At 27.7% G+C, this 26,134-nt stretch carries 19 protein-coding genes; 7 read left to right on the forward strand and 12 right to left on the reverse strand.

Annotated elements, in window-relative coordinates; all coding sequences use genetic code 11:
- Window positions 1-403 precede the first annotated feature (403 nt).
- A complete protein-coding gene (gene queA, locus IPP08_10190) occupies window positions 404-1,447 on the reverse strand; it encodes a tRNA preQ1(34) S-adenosylmethionine ribosyltransferase-isomerase QueA (GenBank protein QQS66125.1) in 1,044 nt (347 codons plus the stop codon).
- Between the two features lie 326 nt (window positions 1,448-1,773).
- Between queA and IPP08_10195 the strand changes: the two genes are divergently transcribed.
- From IPP08_10195 to IPP08_10210, 4 genes are all read left to right on the forward strand, one after another.
- Complete coding sequence (locus IPP08_10195) at window positions 1,774-2,901, forward strand: citrate synthase (GenBank protein QQS66126.1); 1,128 nt, start codon at window positions 1,774-1,776, stop codon at window positions 2,899-2,901.
- Between the two features lie 178 nt (window positions 2,902-3,079).
- Complete coding sequence (locus IPP08_10200; protein QQS67875.1) at window positions 3,080-3,472, forward strand: NAD(P)H-dependent oxidoreductase subunit E; 393 nt, start codon at window positions 3,080-3,082, stop codon at window positions 3,470-3,472.
- A 281-nt stretch (window positions 3,473-3,753) separates the two neighbouring features.
- Window positions 3,754-5,145 carry a peptidoglycan DD-metalloendopeptidase family protein gene (locus IPP08_10205; GenBank protein ID QQS66127.1) on the forward strand — a complete coding sequence of 464 codons (1,392 nt, stop codon included), beginning with the start codon at window positions 3,754-3,756 and terminating at the stop codon, window positions 5,143-5,145.
- A 14-nt stretch (window positions 5,146-5,159) separates the two neighbouring features.
- Window positions 5,160-5,591, forward strand: coding sequence for a hypothetical protein (locus tag IPP08_10210; protein QQS66128.1), 432 nt, complete (start codon window positions 5,160-5,162; stop codon window positions 5,589-5,591).
- A gap of 567 nt (window positions 5,592-6,158) precedes the next feature.
- Here the strand turns inward: IPP08_10210 and IPP08_10215 are convergent.
- From IPP08_10215 to IPP08_10230, 4 genes are all read right to left on the reverse strand, one after another.
- A complete protein-coding gene (locus IPP08_10215; GenBank protein ID QQS66129.1) occupies window positions 6,159-6,887 on the reverse strand; it encodes a DUF547 domain-containing protein in 729 nt (242 codons plus the stop codon).
- Between the two features lie 334 nt (window positions 6,888-7,221).
- Window positions 7,222-8,832, reverse strand: a complete 1,611-nt coding sequence (locus IPP08_10220; GenBank protein QQS66130.1) for a hypothetical protein — start codon at window positions 8,830-8,832, stop codon at window positions 7,222-7,224.
- An 83-nt stretch (window positions 8,833-8,915) separates the two neighbouring features.
- Window positions 8,916-10,493, reverse strand: a complete 1,578-nt coding sequence (locus IPP08_10225; protein QQS66131.1) for a hypothetical protein — start codon at window positions 10,491-10,493, stop codon at window positions 8,916-8,918.
- Window positions 10,494-10,553: 60 nt separating this feature from the next.
- Window positions 10,554-11,120, reverse strand: coding sequence for a hypothetical protein (locus IPP08_10230; GenBank protein QQS66132.1), 567 nt, complete (start codon window positions 11,118-11,120; stop codon window positions 10,554-10,556).
- Between the two features lie 344 nt (window positions 11,121-11,464).
- Between IPP08_10230 and IPP08_10235 the strand changes: the two genes are divergently transcribed.
- The 3 genes from IPP08_10235 to IPP08_10245 all read left to right on the forward strand — a co-directional run bounded on the left by IPP08_10235 (window position 11,465) and on the right by IPP08_10245 (window position 17,313).
- Entirely contained in the window at window positions 11,465-14,587 is a 3,123-nt protein-coding gene (locus IPP08_10235; protein ID QQS66133.1) for a histidine kinase, read from the forward strand.
- On the forward strand, window positions 14,584-15,333 hold the full coding sequence (locus IPP08_10240) for a response regulator transcription factor (protein QQS66134.1): 750 nt from the start codon (window positions 14,584-14,586) through the stop codon (window positions 15,331-15,333). The genes IPP08_10235 and IPP08_10240 overlap by 4 nt, the downstream gene beginning before the upstream one ends.
- Window positions 15,334-15,423: 90 nt before the next feature.
- Window positions 15,424-17,313: a T9SS type A sorting domain-containing protein gene (locus tag IPP08_10245; protein ID QQS66135.1), complete on the forward strand. Its 1,890-nt coding sequence runs from the start codon at window positions 15,424-15,426 to the stop codon at window positions 17,311-17,313.
- On the opposite strand, the gene IPP08_10250 is transcribed toward IPP08_10245, so the two are convergent.
- From IPP08_10250 to IPP08_10280, 7 genes are all read right to left on the reverse strand, one after another.
- On the reverse strand, window positions 17,306-18,022 hold the full coding sequence (locus tag IPP08_10250) for an ABC transporter ATP-binding protein (protein ID QQS66136.1): 717 nt from the start codon (window positions 18,020-18,022) through the stop codon (window positions 17,306-17,308). The genes IPP08_10245 and IPP08_10250 overlap by 8 nt on opposite strands.
- Window positions 18,023-18,029: 7 nt before the next feature.
- Window positions 18,030-19,397, reverse strand: coding sequence for an efflux RND transporter periplasmic adaptor subunit (locus tag IPP08_10255; protein ID QQS66137.1), 1,368 nt, complete (start codon window positions 19,395-19,397; stop codon window positions 18,030-18,032).
- A gap of 124 nt (window positions 19,398-19,521) precedes the next feature.
- A complete protein-coding gene (locus tag IPP08_10260; protein ID QQS66138.1) occupies window positions 19,522-20,841 on the reverse strand; it encodes a TolC family protein in 1,320 nt (439 codons plus the stop codon).
- A gap of 138 nt (window positions 20,842-20,979) precedes the next feature.
- On the reverse strand, window positions 20,980-21,780 hold the full coding sequence (locus tag IPP08_10265; GenBank protein ID QQS66139.1) for a hypothetical protein: 801 nt from the start codon (window positions 21,778-21,780) through the stop codon (window positions 20,980-20,982).
- 306 nt (window positions 21,781-22,086) lie between these two features.
- Complete coding sequence (locus IPP08_10270) at window positions 22,087-23,394, reverse strand: SPOR domain-containing protein (GenBank protein ID QQS66140.1); 1,308 nt, start codon at window positions 23,392-23,394, stop codon at window positions 22,087-22,089.
- 146 nt (window positions 23,395-23,540) lie between these two features.
- Complete coding sequence (locus IPP08_10275; protein ID QQS66141.1) at window positions 23,541-25,067, reverse strand: HAMP domain-containing histidine kinase; 1,527 nt, start codon at window positions 25,065-25,067, stop codon at window positions 23,541-23,543.
- A 120-nt stretch (window positions 25,068-25,187) separates the two neighbouring features.
- Window positions 25,188-25,895 carry a response regulator transcription factor gene (locus IPP08_10280; protein QQS66142.1) on the reverse strand — a complete coding sequence of 236 codons (708 nt, stop codon included), beginning with the start codon at window positions 25,893-25,895 and terminating at the stop codon, window positions 25,188-25,190.
- Window positions 25,896-26,134: the final 239 nt, after the last annotated feature.

Raw genomic sequence — 26,134 nt, forward strand, 5'->3', positions numbered from 1 at the left:
TTAGGCTTTGTGCTGTGCTGTGCTGCGGTTCCGTTTTGATTTTTTCATCTTCTTTTAATTGTTTTGAAATTTAAGTTTAGTTCCTTTTCTATTTCCAAAAAGTTATAACTCTTTTTTTGAGATTTGTTTATCAACTAGTATTTTCTAAACTTCTCTATTGTTGCGGGTTAGGACGTTTCATTTTTTTATTTGGGTTTTACAATTATAACCTTTAATTATTATTACAACATTATGAAATGTTTTTTTTCTTTTTTATTTTATTTCAAATATTAATTTTTCAAGTTATTTTTTTAATAAATTTAAATAAACTACTTCATATTTGTTGATGATTAGAAGTAAAAAAAAGAGTAGATAATAAATTACCTACTCTTTAAACTAATTATATTTTTTTAATAATTAAAAACTACAATATCAACATTGCATCTCCATAACTTAATAATCTATAACCATCTTTAACTGCAGTTTTGTAAGATTTCATAACCAAATCACGTCCACCGAATGCACACACCATCATAAGAGTAGCACTTTCAGAAGGATGGAAATTTGTTAGCATGTGGTCAACTACTCTAAAATCATAAGGAGGATAAATAAATTTATCAGTCCAATTTCTTTGGGCTTTAATTGTTCTTGAAGCAAGCACAGAGCTTTCAAGAGCTCTAGCAACTGAAGAGCCAGCTGCAAAAACTTTTCCCTTTTGCTTAATTGTTTTATTAATTATCTCAGCCGTTTCAGTTGAAATTTCATAAGGTTCAGAATGCATCTTATGTTTTGTTAAATCTTCAACTTCAATAGGCTCAAAAGTTGATCTATTAATATGAACAGTTATAGGAACAATTTTCACACCTTTTCTTTCAAGTTTTTGAATCACTTTTTTTGTAAAATGTAAGCAGGCAGTAGGGGCAGCAACAGATCCATTATTTTTTGCAAACATTGACTGATACCAATCGCGGTCATCATCATCTGCTTCTCGATGAATATAAGGAGGAAGAGGCATTTGACCAATACGTTCAACAAGTTTAAATAAATCTCCTTGATAATTAAATCTTACAGTTCTACCTCTTGAAGTTGTGTTATCAATAATTTCACAATAAAGTTGACCTTCATCAAAATAAATTTTATTACCAATTCTAACCTTTCTAGCTGGGTCAACAACTGCATCCCAAAGAGCATCATTTTCATTTGGCTTGAGTTTGCGAAGAATCATAACTTCAATTCTAGCACCAGTTTTTTCTTTTCTACCAATTAACCTTGCAGGAAATACTCTTGAATCGTTTACAACCAAACAATCACCTTTACTGAAATAATCGGATATGTCTGTAAATTTAGAATTTTCAATTTCTTGTGTTTTTCTATTTACAACTAAAAGTTTAGAGCTGTCACGAGGCTCAAGAGGCTCTTGAGCAATTGCATTTTTACCTGCAGTATATTTAAAATCTGATAATTTCATTGTCTAAATTATTTGTTAAAAAAAATATTTTTTGCAGTTATTTATAAATAAATTACTTACAAAAAATTTTGGGTCGCAAAAATACATCTTTGATATAGCGAAAAGCAAGATATATTTTATAAAGAATTTTTAACAATTCAAAATGATATTGTTTTTTAAAGAAAATAAAATGTTTTAAAATAATTTTTTCCTATTTACTAATTATTTAACTATTTCGTCAAATACTTAACTTTTAAAATATCATTTAGGAATCAATTTGTTATTTTTGCAAACTATTTTTTACTTAAACAAGATTTTTCAAATTAATATTTTATATAATTACACTAATGGCAGTTACAGCAACACCAAAAAAAGGCTTAGAAGATATTATTGCTGGGCAAACTTCAATTTGTTTTATTGACGGAACTGAAGGTCGTCTTGTTTACAGGGGTTATAACATTCATGATCTTGTTAAAGGAAGTTTTGAAGAAACTAGTTATCTTCTTTTATATGGCGTTTTACCAACTGAATCTCAATTAAAAGATTTTACAATTGGTTTAAAGAAAGAACTAACACTTCCAATTGAAGTAATTAATTTTATAAAAACTTTACCTAAAGATGAGCACCCAATGGCTTCTTTAAGAAGTGCTGTTAGTTTTTTAGGTCATTTTGATTCTGCTTCAGAAGATAATTCTCATCCTTCAAATATTAGAAAGTCAATTAGCTTGATTGCTAAAACTTCTATGATTGTTGCTTATATAAATTCTTCTAGAAATGGAGGTGAGTTTACTGCTCCTAATCCAGATTTTTCTTTTGCAAAAAATTTCTTATGGATGGTTTATGGTTCTGAGCCTAATGATCGTGATGTAAACATTATGGATACTGCATTAATACTTCATGCAGACCATGAGTTTAATGCTTCAACTTTTACTGCTCGTGTTATTGCCGCAACTTTATCTGATATGTATTCTGCTGTTACTGGTGCAATAGGTGCTCTGAAAGGACCATTACATGGTGGTGCAAACGAACAAGTTATGAAGATGTTACTTGAAGTTGGCACTGTAGATAATGCTAAAGCTTGGATTACTGATGCCCTTATCAACAAAAAGAAAATTATGGGATTTGGTCATCGTGTTTATAAAACTGAAGATCCAAGAGCAACACACTTACGTAAAATGAGTAAAGATATTGGTATTGAAGAAGGTCAGACTCAGTGGTATCAAATTTCTGAAATTATTGAACAGTTTATTTTAGAACAAAAAGGTCTTTATCCAAATGTAGATTTTTACTCTGCTTCAACTTATTATGTAATGGGAATTCCTTTCGATCTTTATACTCCTATTTTTGCTGCAAGTAGAATTGCTGGTTGGTGTGCTCATGTTATTGAACAACATGATGATAACAGACTTATACGTCCGGCTGGTGATTATATTGGTAAAACTAATGAAACTTATGTCGATATTGCTAACAGATAATTTAAGTTTTCTTTTTCTAATTATTTTTTTAATTTAATTTCAATTTCTAATTATTTTGTCAAACGCAGTCACAGTAGATTTTTCTTATGAGATTGATGGAGAAATAGTTTTTTCTCCTGAAGAGTTAGAGTACATTGAAAATTTAAAAAACAAATATCCAGACTCAAAAGCAGCTATTATGCCTGTTATGTGGATTGCTCAAAAGAAATGGGGTTGGTTATCTAAGAGAGTAATTGAATATATTTCTCAAATTATGGAACTAGAATATTCTCATTTATATGGTGTTGCTACATTTTATACAATGTATTTCAAAAAACCAATGGGCAAATTTCATGTTCAAGTTTGTACTAATGTAAGTTGTATGCTTAGAGGCGGAGACGATTTATATAAACAAGTTTGTGATAGATATGGTATTGGACATTTAGATAGAACTAATGATAACTTGATTTCTATTGAGGAAGTAGAATGTATGGGTGCTTGTGGAGGTGCTCCAATGGTTGCCATCAATGAAGATTATCATGAAAATATAGATTCAATACAGTTAAATTCTCTACTTGATTCTTTGATGTAATTTAACATAATATTAATTAATTCCAAAACAATTTTAAAACGGATGAGAAATAAATTTCTTTTCCGTTTTTTTTATAAATGGTTACTATATTGTTATTATAATTTAATTGATTACATTTCTTTTCAATACAATAGCTAAATGATACAAATTCTTAATATTAATTTTTTTAGATTGCAATTTCTATAATTAGTAATTATTTTTCATTTAATTTTTAATTTATAAAGATCATGAGGCTTCATATTAAATTAATTGTTATTTTAATTTTTCAAATTCTAATAGTTATGAATGTATTGTCACAAGCTTTGATTGAGCCTAGTGGAGGGGGTGAATTTAAGTTTGAGGATAAAGAATGTGTACCAAAAGAATTAAGGATTAAATCTGAGATTTTAATAAATGATAATATTAATCAACTAATAAAATCTGGATTAATAAAACCTATATCTCAACTTCAAAAAGTAAATGCAGTTCAATTTTCATGGCCCCTAAAACAAAATTCAAATTTTAAGTACAATAGTTATTATGGAATTTCAAATTATATAGATAATAATTCTGAATATCCAAAAAAAGTTCTTGATTATAATTGTGGTTCAAGATCCTATGATTTGGATAATGGATATAATCATTCTGGTACAGATATTTTTCTATTTCCCTTTTATTGGAATATGGTTTATAATGAACAAGTAATTGTTATAGCTGCCGCTCCTGGAATTATAGTTGGTAAATTTGATGGTAATCAAGATAAAAGTTGTGGGTTTGAGAATAATAAAACAGATTGGAATGCTCTATACTTGAGGCACTCTGATGGTAATGTTACTTGGTATGGTCACATGAAAAAATTTTCCTTAACTAATAAACAAATTGGGGACTCAGTCGCTGAAGGTGAATTTATAGGTTATGTTGGAAGCTCAGGATTTTCTTCAGGTCCTCATTTACATTTTGAAGTTCATGATAGTAAAGGGAAAATTCTTGATCCATGGGAAGGACCTTGTAATAAATCAGCTTCACTTTGGCAAAATCAAAAGCCTTATTACGAGCCTACTATTAATACTCTGCTAACTCATTCTAAAGAAATGAAATTTAATCCTTGTCCACAATTAGATGATATAAATGCTCAAGATACTTTTAATTGTTCTACAAAATCAATAATTTTTGCTGCCTATTTTCATGACCAACAAAAAGGTGAATTAATTTCTTATAAAATTATCAGACCAGATGGGAGCATATTTAAAAATTGGACTCATTCTTCACCAGATATTTACCTTAGCTCTTATTGGTATTGGAAGTTTGATATGCCTATGAATCCTGAAGAAGGTTTGTGGATATTCTCTGCAACTTATAATAGTAATACTGTCAATCATGATTTTTATTATAATTGTAATGTAACTTCTTTTGAAGAAAGAAATGGTTCTTTTAAAATTTTTCCAAACCCTGTTAAAAATATTATTACAATTGAAGGCTTAAACAATATTAAAAATTGGGCACTTATTGATGTTAATGGTAAAGTTGTATTTCAAAGTAAAAGGACATTTAGTGAAAATGGTAAAAGTAATAATATTTACTATCAAATTGAAAATAATTCAATTGATGTTTCAGGCTTACCAATAGGATACTATTATATGTTGATTACAAATTCAAAAAACAATATTGAAGAATATAAATTACTTAAACAATAATTTTTTATAACATTATGGAAAAATTAATAAGTCTAATAACTGAAAAAACTGGAATAAGTTCTGAACAAGCTCAAGGGGCAATTGACTCAGTCTTAGAATTTTTTAAAGATAAACTCCCTTTCGGTCTGGGTGACCAACTTGACAAAGTTATGAATGATGATTCAGAAGGTGGATTGTTGGATAAAGCTGGTGATATGTTTAGCGGATTATTTGGTGGTGATAAGAAAGATGATGAATCTAGTGATGATCAATCAAGCGATGATGAATCAAGCGATGATGAATCAAGTGATGATGAATCAAGCGATGATGAATCAAGCGATGATGAATCTAGCGATGATGAATCTAGCGATGATGAATCTAGTGACGATGAATCAAGCGATGATGAATCTAGCGATGATGAATCAAGTGATGGTGAATCAGATTCAGAAGAAAAAGTAAAGGAGTAATAAATTACTTAATTTTTAAAAGATCAATTAATAAACTATTATTAATTGATCTTTTTTTACATAAAAAAACTGCAAATCCCCTCATCAAAGGATTTGCAGTCCGAACCGATAAACTAATTTTGAACAAACAACTTTTTTACTAACACTAAAACAATAGTTGGTTAAACTATGGTGTACTTCCTTAGGCAAGCCTGGCGGAGAACGCATATATTTTTTTATTCTTACAGGAATTGTTGCTTATGCGAGAAAGCAAATAATTTCAAATTGTGGGCAACACAAGTGAAAATCCGACAGACCGCCCTAAGGAAGTCAACTAAGTTTATATAACTAAACTATCTTATTTCAATTAACTTATACCACAAAATTACCTCATCATATCATAATTTGCAATTAAGGATTATCACATGATTAATCTAATGATGTAAGCGTATTAAATTCAATATCATTCGATTACAATTTCAATACTAAATTTTAATTTCAAATTGTTTAATGTAGTTTTTCAAAATAAAAAAGCCATAATTGAATTTCAATTGTGGCTCATAATATTACTATGAAATTTGAAAAAAATTATTTACCATTCAATGACCAATTATATTCCATATAATCTATGATAACATCTGTGTTAACTTTTATAAAATCTTGCATACCTTTTGTACCATACTTTTTAAGAAATTCTATTTCACCTTTTTTATCACTAAAATCTTTTGAATACCATTCAAATATTTTTGAAAGATAAATTGTCTTTTTTGCTTCATCGAGTTTGTTTTGAGAACTAGCTAAATAGTTTTTTGCATTAGTTGATAACATAGCCATTACAGTTTTACCTGTATATACTTTATTTACAATTGGAGGACAACTTACAGCTCCACAAACCAAACCAAAATGAACTAATGGTTCTTTGAATTTTGCTCTTACTATATCATTTTCAATTTCATTCAATGTCAAATTCTTGTTGGCAATTTTAAATTTTTTAACATCAAAAAATCCCTTTACATCAGTCGGTTTTTTAATTCCAAAATTATCTAATACATTTTTTATAACGCATGCATTATAAGCATTAATCCAAAATGCAAGTTGTTCATTCTTGGATAAATCTTCAGGTTTTGCTTTTTCCAATGAAGTAAGATAATTTGTGAAATTTGTATCAGATTTGAAAACAGAATATTTGATTTTACCATTTGAAACAGTTTTACTTAATAATTTATTAAATGCTGAATGATCATAAATTCCATTTCCAGCAATTAGAATTGATGTGCTAATAAAAAAAGTTATAAAATTGAAAGTAAATTTGTTCATTTGTATTTTAGTTATAATTTTTGATCTGTTTTTTCTATTTGATATTTATTGAATTTACAAAATTACAATAATAGAACTATAATAATTAGATTGTTTTTTTATGTAAAGTACTCATAAGACTCAATTCAAATTCATTGTATTAGGTATTAAATTATATTAGTGCATTTTTAATCTTATTGTTCCATAAAATCTATTAATTATTTTAAATTAAAATCAATCTTTTTAACTTAATCTATCAAATACAATTTGTTTGATTTTTAAAATAACAAAATCATAAATTAAATTATTTATTGTGGAGTTCAAATTTTAATAAATTAGATTTAATTGATTTTTGTTAATAATTTTTTAATTCTTTTCTAAATTTGATTACACTTTTAATATTTTCAATATCTATTTTATTCCTATTATTTTTCAATAACTTTTTAAGTAAATCATCAACTACTTTAAGCTTTATAAATCTTAAAGATCTAATTGCTACCACTCTATAGTAATCAATATCAATGTATGGAATTATAAAATCATATACTAATGAGCTCCCCGTGTTTCCTAAAACTTGTAAATATAAATTATCATCATCATCTGAATCACCTACTTTTTTTATCAACTGTTTTGTAAGCTCATCACCCCTTTTCAAATCGTAATTATATAAATTGTTAGCAATAATTCCAAGGCATAACTTAGCCATTTTACTAATCTCTGGAATGCTTGAATTGAAAGCCATGGAGTCAATTAAATCTACTATTTCTTGATTAGGTTTTTTCAGGTTAATTAAGTTTGGTAATGCATTATCCATCTTCTTTAAATCATTCCTTTTTAATTTAATATAATTTATAAATGTAGATTGAGCCGATTCTAAGTTAGTATTTACAAGTGCTGCTAATATAATTTTTAATTTAAAATCTGTTATAGTATCTAACGATATTATATTTAAAAGTTCATTGTTTGAATTTGGTTTTACAATTAACAATGCTAGAAGTTTATCGAATATTTTCCCATCCCATTTTTCACCAGTTTGCTCTATAGAATCAATCTTTAATAAAATTGAGTTAGTATTGTCATCACCTAAAATATTAATATTTCTGTTAATAAAACGTTTTTGTTTGTAAATGTCTTCATCAATTTCAAACCAATTTGTATAACTACTTTTATCAATATTTGATTCATTATTTTCTATTGAATTTAAATAATTTACTTTAAGTGTCATAGTTCCATCTCCTATAATTTTCTTATTTACAAAAACAGTTTTTCTTTCTGAAATATTAATATTCTTTGAAATCAAATTATTGGTATCAATAAAAAATTCACCATTAAATTTTACATTTATTTTAGTATACCCTAAAGTTTCTATATCCCCATATAATTTCGTAAACTTTAATTTGTATTTCTTAACATTTATTACACCAGGAATCTTAGTTGGCTTAATTATATATTCGGAAACATATTCACCTGTTGGTTCTTTTTCAATTTTTGAATATTTTTTATTTATAGAATCACCAATTCTAAATTGGATATTAGAAATTATATTTAACATTATAGAATTAGTTGTAGAAGTTACAACTGTATCCATTGAGATTGATATAATTTTATTGTCTAAACTCTTTTTTAAAAGTATTGGCTTAGAAAATTGTTCTAGAAATTCAGCAGTTTGAAACCGTGATAAATTTTGGTTGTTATTTATTATTATTAAATTAAGATCGGAAAAATTTATAATCTCTAAGTTAGTTGAATCTTCATTCTTAATTGAGTTACGGCTTAGATTGCCAGATAGTTTAATTATAATATTTAACTTTTCATTTATTTCAACTTTTGAATTTTGGGATAATACAGAGGGATTGTAATTACTTTCGGAGTTAAATTCAAAAGAATAAATATTTGTTTTTGAAAAACAATGAAATACATTAGCTTGAATTAATATTATAAATAATATTTTATTTAAATTTTTCATATAAAATAAAAACGTTGTTACTTTCAGTTGTCTTTCAAATGGAAAACAATTGTTGTAACAACGTTAAGAATTTTGAATTTATATTACCAGTTTATGTAAGTATCTTCATTTGTAACATTTCCAGAATCGAATGATCCAGAGTAATTAAATCCATTCCAAGTGAATAAATCATGCGACCAAATTGTTTTCCATTGCCACCTCCAATTCCTTCTTTGAACTCTTGCAGTAATTGCCCCACTAAGAAGTTTTAAATTATAACCACATTGAAAATTTCTTCTAAAAAGGAATCCTTGATCTGTAAAGAAAATATCGGATCTGCCAGCTAAATTAATGCTACCATCAATTACTGTAAGCTTTGCTTCTACCCCAGCCCTAATAATAAATAAATCTACATCACAAGTAGCTTTGCCAATAACTTTTGCATATGGGGTAATTTTTGCATCAAGTGTACTTTTATCAACAAGTACATGGTATTTAACACCCAAATTTCCTTCAGCCCCAACTGAAACTGTAACAGGAACAACTAGGGTAAAAGTTTTGCTAAATTTCTTATTGAAAATATAACTTTTTTCTTCATCCTTTGTATAGGATTTAAAACTCTTATCTATTCCAAAAATTGAAAACCCAGCAACCTCAGCATTTAACTTTAATCTTGCATTACTATCTTTATGAACAGGATAATCTAGATTTGCGTTAGCACTTAACATTGTGAAGCCGTTATTAAAAATTGAACCTTCAGCTTTAGCATTTGCTCTGAGCGTTAACCTTGTTGCAGATTTTTTATAGATTTCTCTTGCTTGTTCAATTGGTAATAATGATAATGTATCTGCTGTTTTAAATAATTGACCACTTAAAGTTGCATCAGCAGATAAACCTAAATAGACCTTATCTTTAGATCCAAACTCCCATTTCTTTTGAGCTGTATGTTGAAAAGTACTTACTAATAATGGTGGTTTTGCAATTCCTATCGACAAGGAACCAGGCTTGATTGCTTGAATACCTGTAGTTTTTGATTTGATTCCTTTTAAAGTTCTTTGTCTATCAGTTATTGCATTAAATTCATCATTGGTTACGTCGTCAATTGATTTTGCTGTTTTCCCATTTACAATATTACTTTTAGAAAAATCAGTATTAATTTCATCAATGGTTTTAAATTTACCTCCAATTGGAATTGCACTTTTCTGTTGATTTAACTTCGATTCATCGTTATCAATTCCAGTTACTACAGAATCATCAGTTCGAGTTGATCTTCCATAAGAATTCATTCTTTTCTCAATTTCATTAAGCTCTGCAATATAATCTGAAACATCAACTGTTCTTTTTACCAATTTGTTGTTATCATCATTATATTCTATTGTTAGTGTATCATCATCCTTGAGTGCTCTGCCCTCCTGTTTACTTAACTCTTCAATTGTATAAGCATTAAATGAAACTGCTGATCTCTTATTTTTTATTATACTTATATCGTCTCCATTATTACTTTTTTTTATGAATTTACTTTTAACTGAAGCACTTTTTAATTCTATTTGATCATCTAATTTTTTACTATCAATTGGTTTTTTAAATATACCGTCAACAGGTTTTTTTCCTTGTGAAAAAATAATTGTTGGAATAGAAATTGTGATGAATGAAATTAAAATAATTTGTTTTAAATATTTCATATTGTTTTAGATTTGGTTATCTACAAATATATATTTTTAATTCTAATAATCTATTTGAATTTATTTTGCAATTCTATAACCTAAATGACAATCTTTATCCCAACCAAGATTTATTCCAGCTGATCTTTTACAATAAACAATGTAGTCATTTTCAACTGTATTAAATAAACCATATCCATTTCCAGTTTTTACATTTCCAGTTTCACTTGTTGTTTTACCTTTAAAAATCCATTCATATACTGGTGTGCTTGACCAAGTTAAGTTAATTCCAAGATCCCTTTTTTGATATTTTAAATACCCTCCACCTTTTACTTTAATTGCAATTTTATCTCCTATTAATATATCTGCCCCTGCTTTTGGTCCTTCAATAGTAATATCATTGTTCTGATTATCAGTCCAACCTAAATTTATACCTCCAAGCATTCCCCTTTTTTCATAATAAATAAATTTTGTGTGTTTAGTTGCGGCAGTCAAGTTCTTTAAATTACAAGCTGCTCCAGATTTCAAGTTCTGACCAGCTGTTGTTGTTATAATTTCCCAGTCAATTTGTGAAAAACAATTTTGTGAGATTAAAAATAAAGAGAAGCATAATAACAATTTGACGATTTTTGAATTAAGATTTTTCATTTGTTTTTTTGTTGATAAGTTTTTTTGCCTACTCTAATAATTACGCTTTTCGGCATCCTCGTGTTTTGTATAATTTAGATTTTAATTAAATATTTTTTCAATTATTAAAAATATCATTCTTACTTCTTTAATATTTACAATTCAAAATTAGATTCAAATCATATCAAAAAAAATTGATATCAATCTTAAATTACTTTTGAATTACTTAACGGTTAGTTTTGACTATTTAATGGTTTTATCAAAATTGGAAATTATTCAATGGTATAACTGCTTTGCTATTTCCTTTCTAAATTTGCATGTTCATTTATATTCTGAAAATTTAATTCTAAGTTTACCATTACTTTTTGAAAAGATATTTCGTAACATATCTAAATTGGGTTTTATTAATTACTACTAACTATTTTATAGTTAATGGTCAAGATTTTATTTTCAAAAATTTCACAACTACTAATGGTTTACCCAACGGTCTTATTACTTGTGTAAGTCAGTCTATTAATAAAAATATTTTTGTTGGTACATCAGAAGGATTTTATAAATTTAATGGTTATTCATTTGAAAACTTATTTATAAAAAATAATTTAACCCACCTAAAAGATCCATTTATTCAGTCTATTACTTCAGATAACTCAGGTGGAATTTGGCTAGCATCAAGAACTTCTATTGAAAGATATAACTCTATTACAGATTCATTTTCAGATTTATCAAAATATAGAAATCTAAATTTTAAGTATGATTTAATTCACAATCTATTTTTTGATGAGAATAAATTTCTTTGGATTGCACCAGATAACAGGAACCCAGTTGTTTTCAATACAAATAATAATACTATGGTTTCTATACCATGGAAAGAGTGGGTTTATAGCCATAAATATTCAACTAAAACTTATTTAACTGTAAACAAATTTGTAAAAAAAAACAAATTTGAAACATGGTTATGTACAAATGTTGGGCTATATAGTTATAACAGTGCAAACAAGAAATTCAGCATATATTCTTATAAGGATTCTATAGGCAGGTTCTGGGAATATACTGATTTATGGGATGATAATAAAGGGAATATCTATTTGAATACAGGTGGAAATGGTATAAGAAAATGGGATACTCATTCTAACACATTATCAGAATATGAATTAAGGCATGGTCCTGAACCTGAAACTAATGATTATTATTTTTGGAATTTAATCCCTTTTTCAGATAGTATTTTATTAGCAGCAACTTACAAGGGGCTTATGATTCTGAATTTAAGAACAGGTGTTTATAAGATTAATCAAATAAAAATTGACATGCCTTTCAGCATATTAAATGGTTCAGTAATGTACTTATTTAAAGATGTAGAAAAATCTGTTTGGCTTTGTGGTTACAACTCTATTTCGAGAATTGATGATATACTTCAAGGAATAAATTTTGTTAAAACGAATAGTGAAAATGGTTTGAAAATTAATGCCCTCTGTTTCAATCAAAATAATAACAGCATCTATTATTCAAAAGAAAGTGATTATGCATTATCTGAGTTAAATCAAGACAATAAATCAATTACAATCTTAAAAGATAAAAACTTATATGATGTAGTAAAAATTATTGATGATACAAACTTGATTTGGATTGCTACCCACAATAAATTGATTTGTTTTAATTTATTAAATGGTAAAAATAAAATTTATGAAATTCCAGATAGTATATTTAACCCATCATTGAGTTCTAGAAAAAATAGAGGTTATTATATAATAGATATGGTAAAGCAAGATAATGGTGAGTTATGGTTAGCAACAAACGTTGGATTATTTAATTTTAATAAAATCAATAATTGTTTTATAAAAAGGAATTTCACCAAACTAGATTTGAATGAAATATGGCAAATTAAATTTGATAGAACTTTTGAAAATATATTTATTTGTTCAAGGAATCCTCCATTATTTATAGTTTATAATTTAAAAATTAATAACTATACATCATTTGAATATAACAATAATTTTAAAAACACTTTAGCATCAAGTTTGCCTGAAGGAGTAACTGTTACTCCAGATAATAAAATATGGGTTATAACCGATCCAGGAGGTATTAGCTGTATTAGTAAGTTGAATAAATCCTACTTTATAAAAAATTATTATGTTCAAGATGGATTACCTACAAATATCTTCAATTCTATCACATCAGATAAAAAAGGGAGATTGTGGATGACTTTTAGTAATAAATTTTGTTGTTTTAATCCTGTTAATAATAGTTCAAGAATTTTTGATGAAAGATTTGGAGTAATTCTTCCTGACACTAGATTTTTTATAAGTAAAGCTAATAATGAAGATATACTGTTATGCGGTTTGGATGGTTATTATAGATTTAATCCTGATAGTTTATATAATAAAATTCCAAGTTTTATTCCTGAAGTTACTTCATTTAAAGTGATGAATAAAGAGATGTTACAATCATTTACAAAAAATAATTTTGTTATTAACACAGACTATAATGAGAATTTTTTTGATATAGAATTTTCTACAAAAAATTATAAATTAATTGAGGAAGCTAAATTCTATTATATGCTTGAAGGAGTTGATACATCATTTATTCTTGCAGATAACTCAAGAAAGATTTCATATTCTAATTTAAGTCCTGGATTATATAAACTTCATTTGAAATCTAAAAACTCTATTGGGGAAATTATAAATTCATTAAGAGTTTTAGAAATAAGGATTCATCCTTTATTTATCTATACATGGTATTTTAAAACGTTCTTGATTTTAGTTTTTTTATTTTTAACTTATCTTTTGTATAAAAGTAAAATCAAAAAGGTTGAAAGAGAAACTACATTAATAAAAAAAATGTACGAGCTTGAGGCAAAATCTTTAAGAGCTCAAATGAATCCGCATTTTATTTTTAACTGCATGAATACAATTCAATCATGCATTGTTAGTAAAGAATATAATACATCAATAATTTACTTATCTAAATTTTCTAAGCTTTTAAGGAGCGTTCTTGAAAATTCTGAAAATAATTTTATTCCACTTTGTGATGAAATTTCAGTAAATACAATTTATATTGAACTTGAATTTTTAAGGTTCAAAGAAGAAATTGACTATTCATTTTTAGTAGATTATGAAATTGAAGATGATATTATTTTATTCCCTACACTTTTACTTCAACCATTTATTGAAAATGCTATTTGGCATGGCTTGATGAATAAAATTGGAAACAAAAAACTATTTGTGAAATTTTATATTGAAGATAACAGACTTATTTGCATAATTGAAGACAATGGGATTGGTAGAATTAAAGCCATGGAAATTAAAAAAAATAAAATTGATAGTGCTAAAAATGAATCGAAAGGTATGGATATTTGCTATCATAGAATTAACCTTTTGAATCAAACAAATTCAGATAATTATCATTTAAAGATTACAGATCTATATGATAATAACAATAATCCTTCAGGAACAAGAGTAACTTTTAACTTTCCAATTTTATACAAATCATGATTAGGATTCTAATTGTTGATGACGAACAATTTTCCACAAATTTGTTAAAGTTATTTATTGAAAAATATGTTGTAACTGATTTAGAAGTTATGGTATCTAATAATCCTTTAGAAGCAATTAAAATCTTATCAGAATTCAAACCAACTCTACTTTTGTTGGATGTTGAAATGCCATTAATTAATGGCTTTGATTTGCTGAATTTGACAGAGTATCGTGACTTTGATATTATTTTTACAACTGCTTACGATAAATATGCTATTAAGGCTATCCGCTTTAGTGCATTAGATTATTTACTCAAACCAATTGATTTTATTGAACTTCAAAATGCCATTAACCGACATATTGTGAAACATGATTTTAATATAAAAAATTTTGAGAATACTTTAATTGATAACTTATTAGATAATGTAAAAAAAAATGATACGCAAACATTTAAATTAGCTTTATCTACTTCTGATGGTATCTACTTTTTTAATCCTAAAGATATTATCAGGTTAGAAGGTGATGGTAATTATACTAGATTCTTTTTCTCTGGATTTAAAAATATCATTATTTCAAAAACACTTAAAGAATATGAAGAATTACTTTCTGATTATGGTTTTATTAGAGTTCACAAATCTAATATTGTAAATAAATTATTCGTTGAAAAACTTGATTCTGAAGGTATGTTATGGCTCAAAGATGGAAGTAAACTAATTATTTCTAGAAGAAGAAAAGAAGAAGTATTAAAAAAACTTTCAAACTGAATTTATATTTGATAATATTTTTGGTATCTTAATTTCATTTAATTTGCGTTCCTTTAATTGATTTTCAAAAAACTAATAATTGTTATTTATATGCTAAAATTTTCTTGTTTATTATTAATTTTTACACTTAATCTATCTATTATAAATTCAAGTTTTTCTCAAGTTAACTTAGGTGTTAATTTAGATGGGAATGGGGCATTTGTAAATATTATTAATCAAACTAATAGATATAATAAAGTATCAAGCTATGATTCTTTAGGTTGGCCCAAAAGTGATTTTGAATTAGTTCTACTTGATGGCAGGCCTGCAACAGAATGGAATGGCAATATAGATGATCCAGAAAAATTTAGAATAAATTATAGCGGTTTATATAAAGGTAGTTTTAATGGATCTGCTAATGTTTCTGTAAGTGGAACTAGTGTTTCAATTGAAAATATAAATTACAATCAACAAACTAATACTACACTTTTTGATCTAATAATTGGAGGTGCTGGTAACCCAAATCATGGACTTGTTATTTTAAATTTTACAAATACCAAACGAGTACTGAATGGAGGTAATAATTTAGGGATTACTAATTTGATTATTAACAGACCAGGTTATCCATTAAACACCGATAAATTATTCACAAATGAATTTATAAAGCTTTGTAAATCATCAAATTTTTCTTGTTATAGATTTTACAACCTTCAAAATGTTTGGGATGGTGAGCCAGTTTATCCTAATGTTACCACTTGGAATATGCGGAAATCTCCATATGATGCATCTCAGCTTTCTATGAAGAATATGAATGGTAAATTGGATGGCTGGTGCTGGGAAAACATGATTAAATTAGCAAATATTTTGAACAAAGATGTTTGGTTTTGTATACATGTGTCTTGCGATTCCACTTACGTAAATAATTTAGCAAAACTATTAAAAGATAGCTTGAATCCTTCAATAAATATCTACATAGAAAATAGCAATGAGGTTTGGAGTCCAACTCAAGCTACGCATGGTCCTTACACACAATCACTCGCAAATAAATATAAAATCTCATTTGATGAATCTTATGCCAGAAGAACAATTGAACTTTCAAAATGGTTTTCAAATGTTTTTGGTGAACAGGAAATCAATTTCAAAATTCGAGTTATTCTATCTGCTCAGCAAGCTTATAATGGAAGAAGTGATAATCATTTAAATTTTATTAAAAAAACTTTTGGAGAGCCTAATAAATTCATTTATGCCACAAGTACATCACTTTATTTTGGATCAACAAAAGCTACATCAATAGATCCATCAATTATTAATGATGGTATGATTGAAGATATCAACAATCAAATTAATAATACTAACATAGGTACGTACAGACTAAACCACATCAACAAAGCAAAAGCATGGGGATTTAAGGGTGGATGTACATCCTACGAAGGTGGACCTAGCTTGCCTGAAGGAGGATCATTAGTTAATTTAGGTAATCAAATTCTTTCTCATAGAACAAAAAAAATGGGTGATGTTATAAAAAATAATTATATCCAGGGTTGGAATAAAATAGGTGGAGGATTAGCAATGTATTTTACTTTATTCTCATCTTATAATAGATATGGCTGCTGGGGAATTACAGATGATTTTAATAACCCTGATAGGAATTATAAAATGAAGGCTATTAGTGAACTAATTGATGGAAAAACTACTCAACTAAATCAACAACAAACAAACTCAATTGAAAGAAATAAATTTATAGAAACAATTTATCCTAATCCTGTTTTAGATAATATTATTGTTAAGTTTAAACAAGGAATAAATTTGAAAGATGGAGAAAATATTACAATTGATTTATTAGATATTACAGGCAAATTATTAATTACTATGAATGAAAAATTATATCAAAATAATTCTTCAATCAAGGTAGATTGCAAAAATTATTCATCTGGAATTTATACTTTAGTTTTTCAATTCAATAATAATATTGAGTATGAAAAAATTTCAATTATTAAGTAAATTTTTGATTTAAGTTTTGAGAATCACTCTCAATTTTACCATCTCGCATTCTAATTATCCTTGCAGCATAAAGTGCAATGTCTTCTTCATGAGTAACTAAAATAACAGTATGACCTTGTTTCCATAATTCACCAAAGAGTTTCATAATTTCATCACCAGTTTTTGAATCTAAGTTTCCAGTAGGTTCATCAGCAAGGATTATTGAAGGTTCTGTAACAAGTGCTCTCGCAATAGCAACTCTTTGCCTTTGTCCTCCTGAAAGCTCGTTCGGCTTATGGAGTAACCTTTCTGCTAATCCAACATCTATTAGCGTTTGTTCTGCTCTTTCAAGCCGATCAAATCTATTCATACCAGAATATACTAATGGTAATTCCACATTTTGTAAGGCTGTACTCCTATTGAGTAAATTAAAAGTTTGAAATACAAAACCAATTTTTTTGTTTCTAATATGTGCTAGTTCTTTATCTGACAAATCTGAAACTGCTTCATCCTCAAAATTATATTCCCCAGAAGTTGGGGAATCTAAACATCCAATCATATTCATTAATGTAGATTTACCAGAACCTGAGGGTCCCATAATAGCTACATATTCATTAGGAAATATCTTCATAGTTACGCCTCTTAGTGCATAAATAGTTTCATCTCCCATTTTATATAATCGAGTAACATCCTTTAAATCAATTGTTGGAATTAAATCTTCAGTAGTCATGCAAATATTATTTTTTACTCTCTTTCTTGTCTTTTTTCTTTTCTTCTAATTTTACTTTTGATCCTTGTTCAAGCTCTTGCGAAATAGCTTTGTAAGTTCCAATCACAACTTCATCATTTTCTTTTAATCCACTTGAAATCTCAATATATTGATCATCTCTAATTCCAGTTTCAACTGATTTAATAACAACAGAATCACCCATTTTTATAAATACAATTGGCTTAGGTTTATCTTTTTGATTTAGTTCAAGTTTAACATTTTTAACATCTTCATTCTTCTCTTTTTCTTTTTCTTTATCATCTTTAGAACTATTTTCTTTTTTACTCTCTTTTTTAGGATCCCTTGTAGTAACAGATTGAATTGGAACTGTTAATACATTTTCTTTTTTATCAGTACCAATTGTAGCTGTTGAAGTCATACCTGGTCGTAATCTTTCATCTTTATTAATAAACCTAAGTCTAACTTCAAAGTTAGTCATTTGTTCATTTGTTCCTAAACCAGATTTTTTTGGAGAATTTGCAATTCTTGAGACAACTGCTTTGAATTTCTTATTTGGAATTGCATCAACTTCAATATCTGCAATGTCATTTAATGATATTTGTACAACATCAGTTTCTGGAACATCAACAACAGCCTCTATTACAGACAAATCAGCGATAGTCATAATTTCAGTACCACTCATTTGAATTGCTCCAACAACTTTTTCACCTAATTTCGTTATTAATTTTGTTACAACTCCAGATATTGGAGCTGTTATTGTTGTCTTTTTTAATGATTCCATTATTCTTCTTACACCTGCTCTAGCTTGATCTACATTATATCTAGATGATAACTTTTCAGCCTCAGCAATTTTCACTTGAGATTGAGTTATCTCTAATTCTCTAGTAGTTGCTAATTTTTTCTCATACAATCCTTGAATTCTGGTTTGTTCTTGAATTGCTCTCAGCAAACTTGCTTCTGATTGAGCTACCCTTGCCAATGATGATGATACTTGTGCTTCTGCTTGGTCTCTTTCAGCTGAGAATGACTGAGGATTTACTTTTATTATAACCTGACCTTTATGTACAAAATCACCTTCTTTTACACCAAGAAAAATTATTTCACCAGATACTTCAGAAGTTACTTTAAGTTGCAAATCAGGATCTATTATTCCTGTTGCAGTTACAGTTTGAAGTACTGTTCTTTTAGAAATTTTTTCTGTTTCAATTGATATGCCTTCATCTTTCTTTGGCTTTAAAAGAATATATGAAGTAGTTGCTGCAATTAACAAAAAAATTATTCCGAATATTAGTCCTTTTCTGCTTTTCTTCTTTTTAGATTTAATTATTATTTTTGGTTTGGCTACAACCACTGGTTTAATAATATTTTCTGACATATATTAATTTGATATTAATTTCTTGAATGAAAATCTCAATTTCTATAACTAAATCTTTATTTAAATCTTAAAACTCAAACTCAAATTTTAAAAAACTTTCTCATAAAAAGTTATTTACAAATATTTATTCTCCAATTTGAAACTTAACTTCAATTAAAGAAGATCGATAAGAAAATACAGTGTTAAGTAAATTAATTTGAGCATTTTGAAATTGGTTGTTAGCAATTAAAAAATCTGTGTAATTACTTGCCCCAGCTTTATACTTTTCATCGGCAGCTTCTCTGTTAACCTTAGCTACCATTATAGCTTTCTTAGCAACATATAATTGTCTCTCAACTCCTTCAAACCTAACAACAGCTTGCTGTAGTTCGCTTCGAGATCTTAGCTCGAGGTTTCTCAAATCGATCTCATTAATTTTTTTTTGAAAATTTGCAGTTTGTTCTTGTTCGTCTCTTCTAAATCCATCAAATATATTATACTGAGCATTAATAGCTAAGGCAGCATAATGAGAACCATCATTACTTCCATTTTTACTCCAAGACCAGTTAACACCAGCTCCAAGAGTTGGAAATCTTGCTGACTTTGCACTAATAACAGCCAAGTCATTTGTCTGTAATTTAAGTTTTGTACCAACTAAATCTGGTCTTTCAGATTGCTTTTTTATCATTTCTGATAAACTTCCAAGTTGTTTTCTATTCTCAAATAATTCAACTGAATCTACATTTTTAGCAATATCTTGAGTTAATAATTGAAATTTAATATTTGGTTCATAATTTAAAATAACAGCTAAAGTAGCTTTTGAAACTTCGGCATCTGTTTGAGCCTGTTCAATAGAAAGCTCAGTATTTACAACTTCTAGTTCTTGTTGCAATATTGTTGTTGATTCTGATACTCCGGCTTCAACAAGAATTTTAACTTGAGATAATCTCTCATTTGCTAAGTCTAAATTATTTTTATATGTTTCAATAATTTGTTCATTTCTTACAGCATTTAAAAATGCGATTCTTGCTTGATGAGCAATTTCTTGCTTAGTTCTTTCTAATCCTTTAACTGCAATTTTTTCTTCAATTTGTGCTGTATTATAGTTTGCGCTTCTAGCAAAACCATCAAAGATTGTATAATTTAAATTTGCTCCTAAACTGTAATTATCAGCTGGAGAAGTTCCTATTGGTACTCCTTGAAAAAACTGAGTACCATCTGTCAGCCTTCTGTTATAGCCCGCATTAGTGCTTAATGTTGGTAAAAAAGTACCAAAATTTGAATATGTTCTTGCTATTGCACTTTCAATTCTAATTTGAGAATTAGTTAAATTTAAGTTTCTCTCAAGAGCTAACTTCACTGCTTGTTCTAATGTAAGTGTTTGTGGAGGTTGATCTCCCGCAGTTTGAGAAAATATCAATCTAGGAAATAACAAGAAAAATATAACTAAAATTGAAGATCTCATAAATATTTGATTTGAATATTCAATCACTGTTTGTAATTATACTAAAACAGTTTGAATTGCTTTTGACTTTAAAGTATTGTTGGTTGTTGCAACAAAAATAAATTATTATTAATCAATAATATTAAATTTTATTGTCTATTAATGTAATACATCAAAAATAATAGAACGATCTTTAATAACTCCTGATAGATATGAAGCACAACTTGGGAAATTATCTGAATGAGAACTACTTGTTCCTGCTGAGTTGCCAACTGTAAAAACTGTAACTTTATGATGTGCAATTCTAAACTCCATGACTGCTTGTTCAAAACCTAAAGCTGAATTAAACAGACTGACCAAAGTATTGTACTTTTCAGTATTGGAATTTACTAGCTTAACACCATCTTTTCCTTCAAGATTAGTTGATTTAAAAATTATGTTTTTTAGAAGTGAATTAACATTTTTATGTTGATATTCTTTTGCCAAAGTTTTAAGCTCTGTGTGATACTTTTCCATAAAACTTGTCATAGTTTCACCTGCTTGTACAGCTTTCTCCCAGTAAAATTTTTCTTCTTCTTGGCTTGTTTCAATTCCTGCTAACAATTCTATTATTCTAAATTGTGATGATTGGAATCCACTTGCAGGTCTTAATGAATCACGGAATTCTAAATATCCTTCTTGGGTCATTGTGATTAAAGTATCAAATCCTTTATTTGAAGCAGTAAGAATAATACTAACCCTGTTCAAAAAATGAGTTGCTTTTACAATGTTTCCTAATTCTAGATTTTCAATTACAAATTTGAGTTCATATATAGCCAACTTAAACCACAATTCAAAAGCTTGATGTACAATAATAAACTGCATCTCATCATGGGCATTTGTTGCAGGATTTTGTAGAGATAAAAGTTCATCCGTCCTTAGGTAATTCCAATAAGTTACCTTTGAAGTATTATCTGACATCAATAGTTTTGATTTAGAATTTTTTATAATTTTTAGAAAATCAAAAGTAATGAAAAAGTATCTCTTTTTTGAATCAAGTTTAAAGTTATTTATTTATTGTAATTTGCAATTATTTTAATTTACTTTTTTTTTAAATAATGAAATGTATGATAGGATTGTAATTGAGCAAGAATTTAACTTTAAATCAGATAAGAATGTTTTAATAAATAACTGTGGATAAAAGATTTTATAAATAAAAAAATTCTCAATTGTTGAACAACTTTTAAAATAATAAAATGCTATAATTGAAATGTAGTAATGTGTGGATTACTTACTTGGAATTATCCATGACTTTTTATAACCTGCTCTTCCTGCATCTTTTTCAGCCTCTTGTTTAGTACCAGTTGAGCCGAATCTTACACGAAAAATTTTCTTGCCATTTACCAAAGTTGGCATAACTGATATACCTTTAATTCCTTTAGCTTTTAACTGCTGAGCAACTTTTTTTGCCTCCGATTCATCTGGCGTAGAGTGAACTTGAACTACATATTTAGTTTTTAACTGAGTATTTAAATTTGGTTTACTTTTATCAATTACCCCTTTTGAATGTACTTTTTTCTCGTTAATATCACTTACAGTTCTTTCATTAGAAGGTGATAGTTTTTCAGTATTTTTAGGATTAGTTTTACTATCTGAAATTTTATTTTTGAGAACTGGTTTATCGCTTGCTTTTAAATCTGTTTTAGCTGCATTTTTTAAATTTTCTTCCTCTTTTTGAATCTTAGTTTTATTTGCTTTCCATGAATGACCGTTCAATGCAGAATTAAACTCACTATTGCCTCTGATATCAGGAACAGAGCCATTGTTTCCATTATTGTTAGAGTTACTTGATGAATTATTTAAATTTGTGTTGTTCTTAAAGTCTGTTTTTTGATCTTCAATTTTATCTATTTCTTTTTTTTCATTTTCAGTCACATTATTATTATTGTTTGGGTATGGTAATTTATAATCATCACCAGATGGGAGAACAACAGTATTTGTATCTTTGTTCCCATCAATATCAATTGAAGAATTATCTAAACTATTTAGAGTATCATTAAAATTATCTACATTTGAATTACCTGCACTATCAATGCTTTCATTTGACACAGGGAAGTACTTACTAATCTGTTCACTTACTAATACATAAAGTGCTAACCCTGTAACTAAGCCAATTAAAATTACCACAATTGTAAAAACTGGATTTCGTTTCTTGGGCATCTCTTTTTTAATTGTATTCTCAGGTTTAGTATTTGCTTTTTTTATTGATTCTTCGGTCGGTTCAAATGATTTTGCAGATGTTGAACCTTCAATCATTTTAACAATAATTATCTCTTTAGGTTCTGAACTTAATGAATTATCATTTAAATTTTCACTATCGGAAATAGGATTGTTTAAATTAATATTTTGATTTACAATTTTATTATTCTGAGCAATTAATGAATTATCATTTGAATTAATTATAACTTCTTTTTGTGGAGTACTTGTTGAACGTTTGAGTACTGATCTAATGCGCTCTGCATCTCTACTCCTCAAATTCCCTCTGTTGGAAGTTGGTTCGTTATTTTCAGTTATATTTAAATTATCTTCATTCATAATTATGTTCAAATTTTCAATATCAAAGATAGCAAAACATATTCACTATTATTTAGATAAGTTAATAAAATACTCAAGGTTAAGTTAATTGATTTAAAACTTGATTGATTAATTCAATTAAATTTAAATAACAGATAACAGTTTCTTTAATTTTTTAAATTGATTTTAATTCCAGAAAATTTTGCCTTAACATTTTCGACCTTTAAATCAGGTTTTGATAGCCCTATAATATCTTTAACATTATCTGATGAATTTGGCAACCATATTGTAACTGTAGTTCCAACTCCTTGGGTACTTGTTAAATCAATAGTTCCATTATGAGCGTCAACGATAGCTTTTGCTAATGGTAATCCAAGTCCATAACCCCCTGTTGAGCGAGTTCTAGAATCATCAACTCTATAAAAAGGTTCAAATACTTCTTTTTGAAGCTCAATAGGAATCCCCATTCCTCTATCTGCTACAACTATTCTAACACCTTCTTCATCTGGGAAAAGCCTAACATCAATTTTATGATCTTTCCCAGAATATTTAATTGCATTTGATATAATATTTTTGATTGCAATTGAAACTCTCTGTGTATCAACAGAAGCAAACAACTCACTTGATAAAGAGTCAAAAAGTACATTATTTGATACTTCATTAAAACCCTCGCAAATCTCATGAATCATACTAACTAAATTCACTTCTTCTAAAATTAGTTTGCCACCTAACACCATTAATCTTTCATTTTCTAAAAGCTCTGTAATCATTATGTTTAGCTCTTTTACATTCCTCTGAAGCCTCTCTCTTTGCTTACTTTCAGGCATCATTGTTAATGTTAATGACATTCTAGTAAGTGGTGTTCTGAGCTCATGGCTTACATCAAACAATAGTCTTCTTTTAGATTGCATAATTAAATTAACTCTATTAGACATAGCATTAAATGCTTTAGTTAACTCCCCTAATTCATCATTAGATTGTAGTGGAACTTGATAATCAAATTCTCCAGAACCTACCATTTGCACACCAGTCATTAATGAATTTAAAGGTCGCAAAATTAATTTAACAATTTTATATACTGTTGCAATTAAAAGCAATAAAATCATTTCAATTAAAAAAGTGACTGGTAACAAAGGGAAATGAGAAAGTTGAGTTCTAAAATGAATTAAATAAATATTCCCTTTATTATAATGAATTGAATACAAATTATCTTTTACGTTCCTTACTGAAATTGAATCAGAATTTGTAAATGTTGTATTAGAAAATGTATTGAAAATATCTTCAGATGAAGTAATTACCTCTTCAGCAGATGGTAAAGTTTGAGTACTCGTCCAAATTATTTTACTCATTTTACCTTCTGGCTTTTCAATTCTAATATCTACAGGATGAGCTAAAGTAATTGATCTTAATGCTGTTGTATCAATTAATATGTCATTTGGGAATAAGCTATTTTCATTATTTAACTGTGCAGTGCTAGTAATTAATCTTGTATAAGAATAAGATTGTTCCTTTATAAAGTCAGAATAGATATTACGTAAAGCATACCTATCATAAAGCCAAACACTGATAATTGCAATCAATGATGTACATATTATTATAAGAAATATTTTCCTAAAAATAGTCAACTTCATTGTTAACACTTTTGGTCTTAACTCATTCCAAGATGCTATTTTCTGACTTTGAGCCGGAGCCATTTGTAAATCTAAATGATATAATATTGAAAAATAAAGGGATCTAAAAGCTATTTAATTAAATCGTAATCAATTCAATTAAATTGAATAAGAAAGTATTACAAATTTTATCAAAGTGTTATATTATGCTGCTTGTAATTCTAAACATGGAGTTGCAACAAACATATAACCTCTTCCCCAAATTGTTTTTACAAAGCGTGGTTTCTTAGGATCATCTTCTAATTTTTGACGTAATCTTGAAATTACAACATCAACTGAACGATTTAATGACTCCCAAGGAATTCCTCTGGTTTGCTCCATCATAAAATCGCGGTCAAGTGGCTTGTTTGGATTTTCACAGAAAATTCTAAGCATCTCAAATTCGGCTGTAGTTAAATCAAGTTTCACGCCATCAACTTTAGCAATTTGCATTTGGCAATCTATATCCATACCTTCAAATTTAAATATTCCAGAAACACCGAATGTAGGTTTAGATCTTTTAAGAATAGCTTGGATACGAGTCCATAACTCAAGTGCGTCGAAAGGCTTTGCTAAATAATCATCTGCTCCTGACTGAATGCCCATAATTCTATCATCTACATCACCACGTGCAGTAAGCATTACAACAGGTACATTTGAAAATTCACGGATTTTAGTTAATACTTCAAAACCATTCATTTCTGGAAGCATAACATCTAATACAACTAAGTCAGGTGAGAATTCGCGTAGTTTTTTTAAACCTGAAGATGGTTTAATTGCGTGTTCAACTACTGCATTGTTTGATTCGAAAAATTCACATAAAAGCTCATTTAGCTCTATGTCATCGTCAATAATTAAAATTCTTGGATTCATTTTGTGTTACAAGTGTTAAAAGTATAAAATAATTTTTTCTAATTTATTTTGAATTCACTTTACAACCTGTGTTTGCCCACATAATATTTCCACAGGTGCAACTTAATAGATTTATTTTCTATTAAAATCTATTATCAAGTTTTTAATTGTATTAATTAGTAACAAAGATTTCTTAATCTTTAAATAACAATTTCAAAATGTTACTTAATAGTTAAAAAAAATTTCAACTCATTTTTCTA

It is taken from the genome of Chlorobiota bacterium (assembly GCA_016700335.1).
In the GTDB taxonomy this organism is placed as follows: Bacteria; Bacteroidota; Ignavibacteria; order OLB7; family OLB7.

What these genes read in the sequence shown, in the direction of transcription:
- IPP08_10245 (QQS66135.1), top strand. Translation starts at nt 15,424, where the DNA reads ATGCTAAAATTTTCTTGTTTATTATTAATTTTTACACTTAATCTATCT.
- IPP08_10255 (QQS66137.1), bottom strand. Translation starts at nt 19,397, where the DNA reads ATGTCAGAAAATATTATTAAACCAGTGGTTGTAGCCAAACCAAAAATA.
- IPP08_10265 (QQS66139.1), bottom strand. Translation starts at nt 21,780, where the DNA reads ATGTCAGATAATACTTCAAAGGTAACTTATTGGAATTACCTAAGGACG.
- IPP08_10270 (QQS66140.1), bottom strand. Translation starts at nt 23,394, where the DNA reads ATGAATGAAGATAATTTAAATATAACTGAAAATAACGAACCAACTTCC.
- IPP08_10240 (QQS66134.1), top strand. Translation starts at nt 14,584, where the DNA reads ATGATTAGGATTCTAATTGTTGATGACGAACAATTTTCCACAAATTTG.
- IPP08_10220 (QQS66130.1), bottom strand. Translation starts at nt 8,832, where the DNA reads ATGAAAAATTTAAATAAAATATTATTTATAATATTAATTCAAGCTAAT.
- IPP08_10260 (QQS66138.1), bottom strand. Translation starts at nt 20,841, where the DNA reads ATGAGATCTTCAATTTTAGTTATATTTTTCTTGTTATTTCCTAGATTG.
- IPP08_10210 (QQS66128.1), top strand. Translation starts at nt 5,160, where the DNA reads ATGGAAAAATTAATAAGTCTAATAACTGAAAAAACTGGAATAAGTTCT.
- IPP08_10205 (QQS66127.1), top strand. Translation starts at nt 3,754, where the DNA reads ATGAATGTATTGTCACAAGCTTTGATTGAGCCTAGTGGAGGGGGTGAA.
- IPP08_10195 (QQS66126.1), top strand. Translation starts at nt 1,774, where the DNA reads ATGGCAGTTACAGCAACACCAAAAAAAGGCTTAGAAGATATTATTGCT.
- IPP08_10280 (QQS66142.1), bottom strand. Translation starts at nt 25,895, where the DNA reads ATGAATCCAAGAATTTTAATTATTGACGATGACATAGAGCTAAATGAG.
- IPP08_10250 (QQS66136.1), bottom strand. Translation starts at nt 18,022, where the DNA reads ATGACTACTGAAGATTTAATTCCAACAATTGATTTAAAGGATGTTACT.
- IPP08_10200 (QQS67875.1), top strand. Translation starts at nt 3,080, where the DNA reads ATGCCTGTTATGTGGATTGCTCAAAAGAAATGGGGTTGGTTATCTAAG.
- IPP08_10215 (QQS66129.1), bottom strand. Translation starts at nt 6,887, where the DNA reads ATGAACAAATTTACTTTCAATTTTATAACTTTTTTTATTAGCACATCA.
- IPP08_10230 (QQS66132.1), bottom strand. Translation starts at nt 11,120, where the DNA reads ATGAAAAATCTTAATTCAAAAATCGTCAAATTGTTATTATGCTTCTCT.
- IPP08_10225 (QQS66131.1), bottom strand. Translation starts at nt 10,493, where the DNA reads ATGAAATATTTAAAACAAATTATTTTAATTTCATTCATCACAATTTCT.
- queA (QQS66125.1), bottom strand. Translation starts at nt 1,447, where the DNA reads ATGAAATTATCAGATTTTAAATATACTGCAGGTAAAAATGCAATTGCT.
- IPP08_10275 (QQS66141.1), bottom strand. Translation starts at nt 25,067, where the DNA reads ATGGCTCCGGCTCAAAGTCAGAAAATAGCATCTTGGAATGAGTTAAGA.